We start from the raw sequence: 13,181 nt of genomic DNA, 5'->3' as shown, positions 1-13,181 counted from the left end.
TGAACTACTTTCGTTTCGCTGCGCGTCTGATCTGCAGGATGCGAACCCCGCCTGCCAAGGCCATCACCAGGGCGCCGGCGATTGCGGCCAGCAGCATCGCCACGCCGAGAGGCAGGTCGAATGTCCAGATGAAGATGTTCACTGGGACTGCATCGAGATTCTGCAGAATGAACACCAGCAAGAGAATCAGAACGAGCGCGCCGACGACCAATCCGGTCCACAGAGCTGCAGCTCTCGTGTGCGCGATTCCGTCGGGCGACTGCCCGGATGGCAGCCGGTCATCGTGGACTGAGTCCGGGTCGGGTGCGCTGTGCTCGTCGGAATCGGGCGTCGTGATCGGTGACGGTGCTCGGTCCGAATCCGATCGATCTCGGGAGCTCAGGGGCTCACCGGTAGGGTCCGCGTACTTGCCATCGCCTGTCGGAGTGGTCATTGTGCGATCCTTCCATGCCGAAGCCCGATCTAGCGTGCCATGTGTTTACCCGTATGCGGGGGAGTGAAAACCAGACCGCCCGCGTGGTCTACGAATAGGACTCACGGCCTGCTAATGGGACACTGGTAGGCATTATGAGTGACCCCGCTACCGCATCCGATGTGACCACCGACGACAACACGCCCACGACGACGAGGCCGTCGCTTCCGTTGGTGTTCGCGGACAAGCGTCGCGGTATGCCCCCGCGGCACCTGGCCGATCTTGATCGGGAGGGCCTCAGGGAGGCTGTGAAGAAACTAGGCCTACCTGCGTTCCGTGCCGACCAGCTCGCTCGCCACTATTACGGCAGGCTCGAAGCCGACACGAAGAACATGACAGACCTGCCCGCCTCGGCCCGGGAAAAGGTCGGTGCCGATCTCTTTCCCCCGTTGCTCACCCCGCTCAAGCATCTGTCTTGCGACGACGGCGATACACGCAAGACCTTGTGGAAGGCGAACGACGGGACGCTGCTCGAGAGCGTGCTCATGCGCTATCCGGATCGAGCGACGCTGTGCATATCCAGTCAGGCGGGTTGCGGAATGGCGTGCCCGTTCTGCGCCACCGGCCAGGCCGGACTCGACCGGAACCTCACCACCGCCGAGATCGTGGATCAGGTCCGCTCTGCGGCCGCCGACCTGCGTGACGGTGTCGTGCCGGGCGGTCAAGGACGGTTGTCGAACGTGGTGTTCATGGGGATGGGGGAGCCCCTTGCCAACTACAAGCGCGTCGTCGCGGCGGTACGCAAGATCGTCTCACCCGCACCGGACGGTCTGGGTCTGTCACAGCGTTCGGTCACCGTGTCGACCGTGGGGTTGGCACCGGCGATCCGCAAGCTCGCCGACGAAGGGCTATCGGTGACGTTGGCGGTCTCCTTGCATACTCCCGACGACGAACTACGCGACACCCTTGTGCCGGTGAACAACCGCTGGTCGGTGGCGGAGGTTCTGGCAGCGGCCCGCTATTACGCCGATCGAACCGGCCGCCGAGTCTCGATCGAGTACGCCATGATCAAGGAAGTCAACGATCAGCCGTGGCGAGCGGACCTGCTCGGCAAGAAGCTGCACAAAGCGCTCGGCTCCCGGGTGCACGTCAATCTCATTCCGCTGAACCCGACGCCGGGCAGTGAATGGGACGCGAGCCCCAAGGACGTCGAGCGTGAATTCGTCAGAAGAGTGATCGCGCAGGGCGTCTCGTGCACCGTCCGTGATACCCGCGGACAGGAAATTGCCGCCGCCTGCGGTCAGCTCGCGGCGGAGAACTGACGAGGAGCTTCGGGCCGTTCGTTACCGCGGCTTGCGTCGGACGATGATGTCGCGCACCACGATGCCGACGAGGACGACCGCGAAGCCGATGAGGTAGAGGTCCTCGACCAGTCCGGTGTGATTGCCGTGCATCATGAACAGTAGGAAGGCCGCGACGACGAGTGCGGCGATTCGCATGGCGCGCCGGGATTCCCCGGTCCAGCCCCAATCGGCCGACGGCACCTCGGCGATGTCCTCGTGGGTGTACTCGACCGGGTCGTACGAAGCGGGGGTCAGCTCGGTTTGGGCCACCGGTCGATCCTCTCGGGTCATGTTCACACCGTCGGTACGGCATGCATCGATGGTGACAATGTTTGCATACGACCGGCCGTCGTAGCCAGCAGGGTCGGCTGGGCCCCGACGGTGTGTGTCGGGCGCCCGTCAGCGAAGTAGTCGCGCCCGTCAGGGAAGTAGTCGAGCGCCGGCAGGCAGTTGCTGGGAGACTGCTCGGCGTGAACACCGAAGGTGCGCCTCGTACACCGGCCGCTCGTCCCGCAGGGTCCGCCTATCCACGGGACCTGGTCGGCTACGGCGCCATCCCGCCCGATCCGGCGTGGCCCGGGGGCGCGCGGATCGCGCTGCAGTTCGTCCTCAATTACGAGGAGGGCTCGGAGAACAATGTTCTCGACGGCGACGCGGGTTCGGAGACCTTTCTGTCGGAGATGATCGGTGCTCAGTCTTTCCCCAATCGACACAAGAGCATGGAATCTCTGTACGAATACGGCTCACGCGCCGGCGTGTGGCGAGTGCTGAGGGTCTTCTCACGGCGCGGTCTGCCCCTGACGGTCTTCGCTGTCGCACGTGCGATGCAACGCAACCCCGAAGCCGCGGCTGCTTTCGTCGAGCACGGTCACGAGATCGCCTCGCACGGGTTGCGTTGGCTCAACTATCAGATGGTCGACGAGGATGTCGAGCGTGCCCACATGGCCGAGGCCGTGGACATTCTGACGGAGTTGACCGGAAGCGCTCCGCTCGGCTGGTACACCGGACGTGACTCGCCGAACACGCGATCGCTCGTGGTCGAGCACGGTGGATTTCTCTACGATTCCGACTCGTATGCCGACGATCTCCCGTACTGGGAACGGGTGGACGTGGGTTCCGGAACGACGCAGCACCTCGTGGTCCCGTACACGCTGGACACCAACGACATGCGATTCTCGTCGCCGGGCGGATTCTCGACGGGCGAGGAGTTCTTCGCGCACCTGCGCGACGCTTTCGACGTCCTGTACGCGGAGGGAGTGGCGGGCGCACCGAAGATGCTCTCGGTCGGGCTGCACTGTCGACTGGTGGGTCGCCCGGCTCGGATCGCCGCGCTCGAGCGGTTCCTCGACCACGTGCAGAGCCACGACAAGGTCTGGATCGCGCGACGCGTCGATATCGCCCGACACTGGGCGGCGAACCACCCGCATCCGGCGTGAAACGGGCAGGCCGTCGACACATAGCTGTCTCTCAGACTCCATCAGGGACAATGAACGGGTGCCAGAGCATCGAACACACGCCGAGATCGCCATCGACACGCCGGCCATGGGGGATCGTCCTCGAAAGCGCGTGCTCGTTCTGGGTAGCACCGGATCCATCGGTACGCAGGCTCTCGACGTCATCGCAGCAAATCCGTCGCAGTTCGAAGTGGTCGGGCTTGCAGCGGGCGGTGGCAACCTCGACCTACTGAGCAAACAGATTCGCGAAACCGGTGTCACTGCGGTGGCGGTGGCCGACCCGGCGGCGGGCGCCGAACTGAATCGGCCCGACACCCTGGTCGGTGATCGGGCAGTCACAGAATTGGTCGAATCCGTACAGGCGGACATCGTCCTCAACGCGCTGGTCGGCTCGCGCGGGCTCGAACCGACTCTCGCCGTGCTCGCCTCGGGCGCCACCCTGGCTCTGGCGAACAAGGAGTCGCTGGTCGCCGGCGGCGAGCTCGTCGTTTCCGCTGCCGCGCCGGGGCAGATCGTTCCGGTCGATTCCGAACACTCCGCACTGGCTCAGTGTCTACGCGGTGGCCGCGCCGAGGAAGTGGAGCGGTTGATCCTCACGGCATCCGGTGGCCCGTTCCGAGGCTGGTCCGAGGTGGAACTGAAATCTGTGACACCCGAGCAGGCAGCGGCGCATCCGACCTGGTCGATGGGGCCGATGAACACGTTGAACTCGGCCACCCTGGTGAACAAGGGGCTCGAACTCATCGAGACACACCTGTTGTTCGGTGTTCCGTACGACCGAATCGACGTCACTGTGCATCGCCAGTCCATCGTCCACTCCATGGTGACGTTCTTCGACGGTTCCACGATTGCGCAAGCGAGCCCGCCCGATATGCGTCTACCCATTGCGCTGGCGCTGGCATGGCCGAACCGAGTGCGTAACGCGGCCCGGGCCATCGACTTCACCACGTCCTTCACCTGGGATTTCGAACCGCTCGACGATCGAGTGTTCCCGGCCGTCCAGCTGGCCCGCGAAGCCGGAATTCTCGGCGGATGTATGACCGCGGTCTACAACGCGTCCAACGAGGTAGCCGCCGAGGCGTTCCTCGCCGGACGTATCAGCTTTCCGCGGATCGTCGAGACCGTCGCTCAGGTGGTCGACGCAGGTAGCGGCGATTGGACGTCCACCCCCCGCGGCGTGGACGATGTACTCGAAGCCGATTCCTGGGCACGCAGGCAGGCCCGCTCGTTCTTGAACCAGAAGGACTGAATCAACGATGGTGTTCGCTTTCGGCGTCATTCTCTTCGCTCTGGGCATCACTGTGTCGATCGCCCTGCACGAGGCCGGTCACATGTGGACCGCCCGCGCCACGGGCATGAAGGTACGGCGGTTCTTCATCGGCTTCGGCCCCAAGGTGTTCTCGTTCCGGCGAGGCGAAACCGAGTACGGCCTCAAGGCCATACCTGCGGGCGGCTTCTGCGACATCGCCGGAATGACTGCGATCGACGTTCTCGAACCGGACGAGATAGACCGTGCCATGTACCGGCAGAAGACGTGGAAGCGTCTGCTGGTGATGATGGGCGGAATCTGGATGAACTTCCTCCTGGGCTTCGTGCTGATCTTCATCCTGGCCGTGGGCTGGGGGCTGCCGCAACTCACTGCAGGGGCGGTGGTTGCAGAGACGCCGTGCGTGACGACGACACAGAACGAGGACCTGAGCTTCCCCGCGTGCAGCGGTCCTTCCCCGGCCTCCATTGCGGGGATCCGACCGGGCGATGTGATCACCTCGGTGGGCGGCACCGAGACCGAGACGTTCTCCGACGTCGTCGCGGCCACGCAGCCACTGTCGGGGACGGTCGATTTCGTCGTCGAACGCGATGGCGAGCAGCTGACGTTCCCGGTGCAGGTTCAGCAGGTTCAGCGCTGGGTCAGCGATGGAACCGAGGATGGCATCAGATCCGCGACTGTCGGAGCCGTGGGTGTGGCGCGGGAAATCGTCGAGCCGTACAACGTGCTCGCGGCCATCCCGGCCTCCTTTGCCTTCACCGGCGAAATGTTCGTCGAGACCGCCGAGCGCCTGGTGCAGATGCCCAGCAAGGTTGCCGACCTCTGGACCTCCGTCACCGGCGGTGAGCGCGATCCGGAGACACCGATCAGCGTGGTAGGTGCCAGTGTCATCGGCGGGCAGCTGGTAGAGCGGTCCTTATGGCCGGTGTTCATTCTGCTGCTGGCGAGTTTGAATTTCTTCCTCGGAATCTTCAACCTGCTGCCGCTGTTGCCGCTGGACGGTGGGCATATGGCGGTGACCATCTACGAGCGGATTCGCAACTTCTTCCGCAATCGGCGTGGTCTGCCGAACGGTGGGCCGGTCGATTACATGAAGCTGATGCCCGCGACATATGTGGTGATCGTGATCGGTGGGGCATACATGTTGCTCACGCTCACAGCGGACATCGTGAACCCCATTCAATTGTTCTAGCTAGACTCGTGCATATAGCTAGGGAAGAAGGCAACGAAGTGACTGTGTCAGTCGGATTGGGAATACCGGCTCCTCCGGTTCCCGTACTCGCACCCCGCCGGAAGACGCGTCAACTGCAGGTCGGATCGGTTGGGGTGGGTAGTGACCATCCTATTTCGGTGCAGTCGATGTGCACGACCAAGACTCACGACATCAACGCGACTCTGCAGCAGATTGCGGAACTGACGGCATCCGGTTGCGATATCGTGCGCGTCGCATGCCCCACCCAGGAGGATGCGGACGCCTTGTCCGTCATCGCCAAGAAGAGCCAGATCCCGGTCATCGCGGATATTCACTTCCAACCGAAGTACATATTCGCCGCGATCGATGCGGGCTGCGCTGCAGTGCGCGTCAACCCAGGAAACATCAAGGAGTTCGACGGCCGAGTCAAAGAGGTCGCCAAGGCGGCAGGTGATGCGAACATTCCGATTCGCATCGGCGTCAATGCGGGGTCGCTCGACAAGCGAATGATGGACAAGTACGGAAAGGCGACGCCCGAGGCGCTCGTCGAGTCGGCACTGTGGGAGGCCGGCCTGTTCGAGGAGCACGGCTTCGGCGACATCAAGATCTCCGTCAAGCACAACGACCCGGTTGTCATGGTCGCTGCATACGAGCAGCTCGCAGCGCAGTGCGACTACCCTCTGCACCTCGGCGTCACCGAGGCCGGCCCCGCGTTCCAAGGCACCATCAAGTCGGCGGTCGCCTTCGGTGCGCTGCTCTCTCGCGGCATCGGCGACACCATTCGCGTCTCGCTGTCGGCTCCGCCGGCCGAGGAGATCAAAGTCGGCAATCAGATTCTGCAATCGCTCAACCTGCGTCCACGCAAACTCGAGATCGTCTCCTGCCCGTCTTGTGGACGCGCGCAGGTGGACGTCTACACCCTCGCCGACGAAGTCACCGCAGGGCTGGAGGGCATGGACATACCGTTGCGTGTGGCCGTGATGGGGTGCGTCGTCAACGGTCCCGGCGAAGCGCGAGACGCCGACATCGGAGTGGCTTCGGGCAACGGCAAGGGCCAGATATTCGTCAAGGGGAAGGTCATCAAGACGGTCCCCGAAGCGCAGATCGTGGAGACGTTGATCGAGGAAGCGATGCGCATCGCCGAGGAGTTCGGCGAAGGTGAGGGTGCCGATCCCGGCACGCCGGTCGTCACGGTCGGTTGAGGCGAAGTGGCAGGAATGCCCGACGTCGCCTCGAAAGTCTGGCAATCTGTGAGCGGTGACTCGGCGATCGGCGCACGTTCGGCTCGGTGATGTTGTGCTCGGTGACGCTGTCTCCACGTGGATGCGGCGGGCAGGAGGTGACCCCAGGTGCTCAAGCTTCTCGGTGCGAAGCCTCTGAGTGGCAAGGACACGTCCAACGTGCTGCGCGTGCTCGATGCTGATCCCATAGCGTCCTGCATGATTGCGGCGCGCGTTCAGGAGAACGGTCTCGACCCGCGCTCGTTTCACGGTGAGATGTGGAGTCGCGGCGGTCCGGACGAGTCGCTGTGTTTCTACGGTGCGAATCTCGTCCCACTGAGAGGTTCGGTGGACGATCTGCGTTCGTTCGCAGACCGGGCCTGCCGTGGACCGCGTATGTGTTCCTCGCTCGTCGGACGGGCTGAGCTGACGCTGCCGCTGTGGGAGATGTTGGAACCGGATTGGGGTCCGCCTCGTGAACTGCGCAGCGAGCAACCGCTGCTCGCCACCTCGCAGTACTCGACCTTCGCGCCCGATCCTGGTGTGCGGCTCGTTCGGGCCGACGAAATCGAGGTGTATCTCACGGCTGCGGTCGCGATGTTCATCGAGGAAGTCGGGGTCGATCCTCGCGCCAACGATGGTGGTCGGGGTTACCGACGTCGAATCGGCAGTCTCATCGCCGCCGGTCGCGCGTGGGCGCGTATCGAAGACGGCGAGGTGATCTACAAGGCGGAGATCGGATCTCAATCGGCGACCGTGGGCCAGATCCAGGGAGTGTGGGTGCATCCGCTCTATCGGGGACGCGGGATCGGGTCCGCCGGCACTGCCAGCGTCGTCGATGCAGTCGTGCGCAGCGGCCGAACGGCAAGCCTGTATGTCAACAGCTTCAACATTCCGGCCAGGCGCGCCTACGCGCGCATCGGACTGACTCAAGTCGCGACATTTGCGACGGTTCTTCTCGACTGACCGCGATTCGCTGACTGTAGTTGCGCAGAAGCCGAACTACGATGGGTACGATGAGATTTCCGGATGTCCGACGCGCGCGGCGCGCAATCTCGACTGTTGCGGTTGCCCTCGCGATCGTGGCGTCGTCGTCGGCGTGTACGCCGAGTCCGGACGGTCCCGAACCTGCTGCGCAGGCGTATCTCGCCGCCATTTCCGCCCGCGATATCGATACCGCGGCGTCCGACACGGATCGACCGGCGGCGGCCGCCGCGGCACTCGCCGAGACCTGGGACAACCTGCAGGCCGAATCACTCGAGGCGACAACAACTTCCGTACGGGTCAACGGCGACACCGCAACGGTCGGCTACACCTACCGGTGGCAGCTACCGCGGGATCGAGTCTGGACCTACGACGGTGAACTGCAGATGGGCAGAGCCAACGACCAATGGGGTGTTCGGTGGACCTCGACCGACATTCACCCCGGTCTCGGTGAAACCCAGACCATGGCATTGCGTTCCACCGCGCCCCCACGGGCGCGAGTGAACGAGAGGTCCGGAACCGACGTCCTGGTCCCGGGCGTCGTGTACCGGATCAAGATCGACGCCGACGAGGCGGCGAACGTCGTCGAGTCGGCGACGAAACTCGTCGAGATCCTCGAGCCGTTGGCCCCCGGGCTCTCCGCCCAGAGCATCGTCGAGTCCGCGACGTCCATCGACGGGGAATACCCGGTAGCTCTGCTCCGTGAGGAGGACTATCGAAGCGTGGCGGCGCCGCTTTCGGTGCTGTCCGGCGTGAGTATCTCCGACGAATCGGATCTCGTCTCTACCGACCGGACCTTCGCACCCGATCTCGTTTCGCAGGTCAAAAAGGCCGTGATCGACGAGGTCGACGGTCAGGCCGGATGGAGCGTGGTGACGGTGAATCGGAACGGCGTCGAAGTCGACGTACTGACCGACACACCGCCCGAGCCTGCGCCGTCGTTCTCGGTCACGCTGGATCGCAATATCCAGGTAGCTGCTCAGAATGCGGTGAACGCGCGTGTCGAGCAGGCGATGATGGTTGTCATCGAACCGTCGACGGGGGCGATCCTTGCCGTGGCGCAGAACGAGGAAGCAGATCGAGATGGTCCCGTTGCCTCGGCTGGGTTGTACCCGCCCGGATCGACATTCAAGATCATCACCGCCGGAGCAGCGATCTCGGAGGGCATCGCGGGTCCGGCAACCACTGTTCCGTGTCCTGGCCGCATTGTCATCGGCGAACGCAGCATCCCCAACTACAACGAGTTCTCGCTTGGGAACGTGAGCATGGCGACGGCGTTCACCCGTTCTTGCAACACCTCGTTCGCGAAGCTGGCCAGTGAGATGCGGCCCGATGCACTGACGGTTGCGGCATCGCAGTTCGGTATCGGACCCGACTACGAGGTGACGGGCCTGCCCACCGACTCCGGATCGGTTCCGCCCGCCGCCGAGCTCGTGCAGCGAACCGAGGACGGATTCGGGCAGGGCCGAGTTGTCGTCTCCACCTTCGGAATGGCGTTGGCCGCAGCCACCGTCGCGAACGGATCGACTCCGATCCCGACGTTGATCGTCGGTGCGGACACCACGATCGAGGGCGATCACCCCCCGATCGAGCCGGCCATGGTCGACGGGCTGCGCGGAATGATGCGCTCGGTGGTCACGAGTGGCACAGCCGATCGCATCGCGGATCAGGGCGAGGTGTTCGGCAAGACAGGAGAGGCTGAAGTCGAAGGCGGTTCACACGCATGGTTCGTCGGCTATCGCGGCGACCTGGCCTTCGCGACTCTGGTGGTGCGTGGCGGCAGTTCGGACAACGCTGTGGCCGTCACGCGAGATATGTTCGAGCAGCTACCGCCGGGATACTGAAACGGCGGCAGTAGCCACCGAGTTCGTCAGGGGAGCAGGCCGAGTTTTCGTGCTGCGACGACGGCTTCGTGGCGAGTGCGTGTACCAGTCTTGGTCATGACCGTGCGCAAGTACGACTTCACCGTTTCCGGTCGCAGCGACAACCTCTCGGCGGCTTGGGCATTGGTGCAGCCGAGCGCAATCTGCGCGAGCACGTCCGATTCGCGGGCGGTCAGCGTGACGTCGGTATCGATGGGAGCGGGGCGCAGCGCGTCGGTGATTCGATCGGACAGCAGCGTCAGCTTTTCTCTCACCGTGGCCTCGGTGGTCGAGGTGGACAACGTACGCAGCTCGGCGTGGAGTTCGCGAAGGATCTCCGTCGCGACCGTCGATCCCGCCGACTGCGACTGCGCTTCGAGCATGTCGACGCGGCGGTCGACTTCGTCCCGTATCGCGAACTCCTGCGAGAGGCGCTTGGAGGCCTGCACCATCGTGTCCGCCACTCGGTCACCGAGAGGGCCACGCTCGCGCACGGCGGCATACATCACGGCTCGGGATGCTCCGCCGACGACGACGGGAACGGCCAGTATCGAACGAAGTCCCTCGCTCAGTACCGGGCGGTCGTAGTCGTGGGTGATGTAGCGCGAGCTGCCGTAGTCGCTGACCGCAGCGGGTGTGCACTGGTCCATCACCCGACCGCCGAGGCCTGATCGACTCGGGATCAACAGGCCGTCGAGCCCACGAGTCCTGGTGCCATGGAACTCGCTCAGGCGCAGGGTGTGCGCCGACACTTCTCCGCCGAACACGACGGGAACACCCGAAACCGCGGCTATCCGCCGCAGTTCGCTGCGCAGTGCATCGCTGTCGCGAGGGCGTAACAGGTCACTACGTGACACGTGCGACTCCCTTCGATTCATGTGAGCTGAATCATAGTAGTTGAGGCCCTCGGGTGCGTCGATGGTAGGGCCGCCTGCGGGCCGTAGACGCGGTACGTGCCCGCTGAGGCCAACGACTACCCTGGTGGGCATGTCTGTGACCGCCGAGAGCAAGCCCCGTCAGCCACTCGTGCCGGGCGTCGTATCGCCTACCCTGCCTGTGCCCAGCTCGATCGAACGACCCGAGTACGCCTGGAAGCCGACGGCGAACGAGGGCAACGAGCCGTGGGTTCAGACGCCTGAGGTCATCGAGAAGATGCGTGTGGCCTCGAAGATCGCGGCCGGCGCGCTGCAAGAAGCCGGCAAGGCGGTTGCGCCGGGTGTCACCACCGACGAACTGGACCGCATTGCACACGCCTACATGATCGATCACGGTGCATATCCGTCCACGCTGGGATACAAGGGATTTCCCAAGTCGTGTTGCACATCGCTGAACGAGATCATCTGTCACGGCATCCCCGACTCGACTGTCATCGAGGACGGTGACATCGTCAATATCGACGTCACCGCCTACATCGACGGCGTGCACGGAGACACGAACGCGACTTTTCTTGCCGGCAACGTTTCCGAGGAGGCTCGCTTGCTCGTGGAGCGGACTCATGAAGCGACTATGCGTGCGATCAAGGCCGTCAAGCCCGGTCGCGCCCTCAACGTCGTCGGCCGCGTCATCGAGTCGTATGCGCACCGTTTCGGCTACGGCGTCGTCGAGGACTTCACCGGCCATGGAATCGGTACCACCTTCCACAGCGGGCTGGTTGTGCTGCATTACGACCAGCCGTCTGTGGAGACGGTCATCGAGCCGGGCATGACGTTCACGATCGAGCCCATGATCAACCTCGGCGGGATCGATGCCGAGATGTGGGACGACGGCTGGACTGTCGTCACGCGCGACCGCAAGTGGACGGCACAATTCGAGCACACGCTCGTCGTGACCGAGACAGGCAGCGAGATCCTGACGCTGCCGTGAGCGGAGCCTGCGGAGTGAACCCGGGTGCCGTGAGCGGAGCCTGCGGAGTGAACCCGGGTGCACTGAGCGGGGTGACGGGTGCTCTGCTGGTGGCGGGCTGTACCTCCGATGCCGGTAAGAGTGTGCTGGTCGCCGGCCTGTGTCGGATGCTGGCTCGACGAGGCGTGTCGGTTGCCCCGTTCAAGGCGCAGAACATGTCGAACAATTCGGTGGTCACCCTCGACGGAGGTGAGATAGGCCGGGCGCAGGCGTTGCAGGCTCGTGCCTGCGGTCTCGAGCCGAGCGTGCGGTTCAATCCTGTGCTGCTGAAGCCGGGTAGTGATCGGACATCCCAACTCGTGGTGCGTGGTCACGCGGTGGCGCAGGTGTCGGCGTCGAGCTACATCGAGCATCGGCAGTCCTTGCGGGAGGTAGTCGCTGCAGAACTGGCATCGCTGCGGGAAGACTACGACGTGGTTATCTGTGAGGGTGCGGGCTCACCGGCCGAGATCAATCTGCGTGCAACGGATCTGGCGAACATGGGTTTGGCGACTGCTGCCTCCCTGCCGGTGATCGTGGTGGGGGACATCGATCGTGGTGGGGTGCTCGCGCACCTGTTCGGCACCGTCGCCGTGCTGTCACCCGAGGACCAGGAGTTCATCAAAGGCTTCGTCATCAACAAGTTTCGAGGTGATCCCGCGCTGTTGGATCCGGGCCTCGTTCAACTCGAAGCGCTCACCGGCAGGCGGACTTTCGGGGTGGTGCCCTACTGCGAGGATCTGTGGATGGACGCGGAAGACTCGTTGGGGACGGTGGCCGATGCTCCGGTCGGTCGTCCTCGGCCGCCGTTGGGGGAGCAGTGGTTACGGGTGGCGGCGATCCGTCTTCCTCGCATTTCCAACACCACCGACGTGGAGGCGCTGGCCTGTGAACCGGGGGTATCGGTGCACTGGGTGACCGAGCCCTCCCGGCTGACCGATGCTGACCTCGTCGTGGTTCCGGGCACCAAGGCGACACTGTCGGATCTGCAGTGGCTGCGTCGAACCGGTTTGGCCGATGCCCTGGTATCGCGAGTGAACGCGGATCTTCCGGTGCTCGGTATCTGCGGCGGCTATCAGATGCTCGGGCGCACCGTCACCGACACCGTGGAGAGTTCTTCGGGAAGAGTCGAAGGACTCGGGTTACTGGACCTCGACGTCGAGTTTCGCTCGGAGAAGGTGCTCGCGCGGGTGTCGGGGTCCTCGCCTCTGTTCGACGTCGGTGACGTCACCGGCTACGAGATACACCACGGCCGAGTGGTGCGAAACGGAGATGAGCCGCTGTTGCATGACGCGGACGGGGAAGCGGAGGGCAGTGTCCGCGGAAGCGTGCTCGGATCGCACTGGCACGGGATGCTCGAATCCGACGGCTTCCGTCGACACCTGTTGCGTTGGGCGGCGGACCGGGCCGGCCGTGGAGGGTTCGAGGTGGCAGCGGATACGTCGGTCGGGGCAATGCGCGAGCAGCAACTCGACCTACTCGCGGACCTGGTGGAGAACAATGTCGATGTCGACGCCGTGCTCGGGATCATCGAGCGCGGCATCGACGTGTGAGGTCTGCTGTGGC

Annotated in this window: 12 protein-coding genes; 9 read left to right on the top strand and 3 right to left on the bottom strand. The window is 64.1% G+C overall.

All coding sequences use genetic code 11. The features are described 5' to 3' along the window. Positions 1 to 4: 4 nt before the first annotated feature. The gene (locus tag J1M86_RS17820; RefSeq protein ID WP_241260191.1) at positions 5 to 433 is read right to left on the bottom strand and encodes a lipopolysaccharide assembly LapA domain-containing protein; all 429 of its coding nucleotides are present in this window, start codon (positions 431 to 433) and stop codon (positions 5 to 7) included. 236 nt (positions 434 to 669) lie between these two features. Here J1M86_RS17820 and rlmN point away from each other — a divergent pair, with 236 nt between their 5' ends. Next, positions 670 to 1,734, top strand: coding sequence for a 23S rRNA (adenine(2503)-C(2))-methyltransferase RlmN (gene rlmN, locus J1M86_RS17815; protein WP_241260324.1), 1,065 nt, complete (start codon positions 670 to 672; stop codon positions 1,732 to 1,734). Positions 1,735 to 1,755: 21 nt separating this feature from the next. Here rlmN and J1M86_RS17810 read toward each other — a convergent pair whose 3' ends face one another. Further along, on the bottom strand, positions 1,756 to 2,025 hold the full coding sequence (locus J1M86_RS17810; RefSeq protein ID WP_139318232.1) for a DUF2631 domain-containing protein: 270 nt from the start codon (positions 2,023 to 2,025) through the stop codon (positions 1,756 to 1,758). Positions 2,026 to 2,225: 200 nt separating this feature from the next. Here J1M86_RS17810 and puuE point away from each other — a divergent pair, with 200 nt between their 5' ends. The 6 genes from puuE to J1M86_RS17780 all read left to right on the top strand — a co-directional run bounded on the left by puuE (position 2,226) and on the right by J1M86_RS17780 (position 9,716). Further along, entirely contained in the window at positions 2,226 to 3,191 is a 966-nt protein-coding gene (puuE, locus tag J1M86_RS17805) for an allantoinase PuuE (protein WP_368857268.1), read from the top strand. A gap of 106 nt (positions 3,192 to 3,297) precedes the next feature. Further along, positions 3,298 to 4,458: a 1-deoxy-D-xylulose-5-phosphate reductoisomerase gene (dxr, locus tag J1M86_RS17800; RefSeq protein ID WP_206511103.1), complete on the top strand. Its 1,161-nt coding sequence runs from the start codon at positions 3,298 to 3,300 to the stop codon at positions 4,456 to 4,458. Between the two features lie 7 nt (positions 4,459 to 4,465). After that, complete coding sequence (locus tag J1M86_RS17795) at positions 4,466 to 5,668, top strand: RIP metalloprotease (protein WP_206510840.1); 1,203 nt, start codon at positions 4,466 to 4,468, stop codon at positions 5,666 to 5,668. Positions 5,669 to 5,706: 38 nt separating this feature from the next. After that, positions 5,707 to 6,870 carry a flavodoxin-dependent (E)-4-hydroxy-3-methylbut-2-enyl-diphosphate synthase gene (gene ispG / locus J1M86_RS17790; RefSeq protein ID WP_206510839.1) on the top strand — a complete coding sequence of 388 codons (1,164 nt, stop codon included), beginning with the start codon at positions 5,707 to 5,709 and terminating at the stop codon, positions 6,868 to 6,870. 147 nt (positions 6,871 to 7,017) lie between these two features. Beyond that, complete coding sequence (locus J1M86_RS17785) at positions 7,018 to 7,854, top strand: GNAT family N-acetyltransferase (RefSeq protein ID WP_206510838.1); 837 nt, start codon at positions 7,018 to 7,020, stop codon at positions 7,852 to 7,854. 50 nt (positions 7,855 to 7,904) lie between these two features. Then, complete coding sequence (locus J1M86_RS17780; RefSeq protein WP_206510837.1) at positions 7,905 to 9,716, top strand: penicillin-binding transpeptidase domain-containing protein; 1,812 nt, start codon at positions 7,905 to 7,907, stop codon at positions 9,714 to 9,716. Between the two features lie 26 nt (positions 9,717 to 9,742). On the opposite strand, the gene J1M86_RS17775 is transcribed toward J1M86_RS17780, so the two are convergent. Then, entirely contained in the window at positions 9,743 to 10,612 is an 870-nt protein-coding gene (locus tag J1M86_RS17775) for a LuxR C-terminal-related transcriptional regulator (protein WP_206510836.1), read from the bottom strand. Positions 10,613 to 10,721: 109 nt separating this feature from the next. Between J1M86_RS17775 and map the strand changes: the two genes are divergently transcribed. Together map and J1M86_RS17765 are read left to right on the top strand one after the other, a co-directional pair. Continuing rightward, the gene (gene map / locus J1M86_RS17770; protein WP_206510835.1) at positions 10,722 to 11,597 is read left to right on the top strand and encodes a type I methionyl aminopeptidase; all 876 of its coding nucleotides are present in this window, start codon (positions 10,722 to 10,724) and stop codon (positions 11,595 to 11,597) included. A 71-nt stretch (positions 11,598 to 11,668) separates the two neighbouring features. Next, positions 11,669 to 13,168 (top strand): cobyric acid synthase, encoded by a 1,500-nt coding sequence (locus tag J1M86_RS17765; RefSeq protein WP_206511102.1) that lies wholly within the window; start codon positions 11,669 to 11,671, stop codon positions 13,166 to 13,168. Positions 13,169 to 13,181: the final 13 nt, after the last annotated feature.

It is taken from the genome of Rhodococcus sp. KRD197, from assembly GCF_017168235.1.
Taxonomy (GTDB): domain Bacteria; phylum Actinomycetota; class Actinomycetes; order Mycobacteriales; family Mycobacteriaceae; genus Rhodococcoides.
Note: the sequence above shows the minus strand (reverse complement) of the source record. Positions and strands in the feature narration are given on the sequence as shown.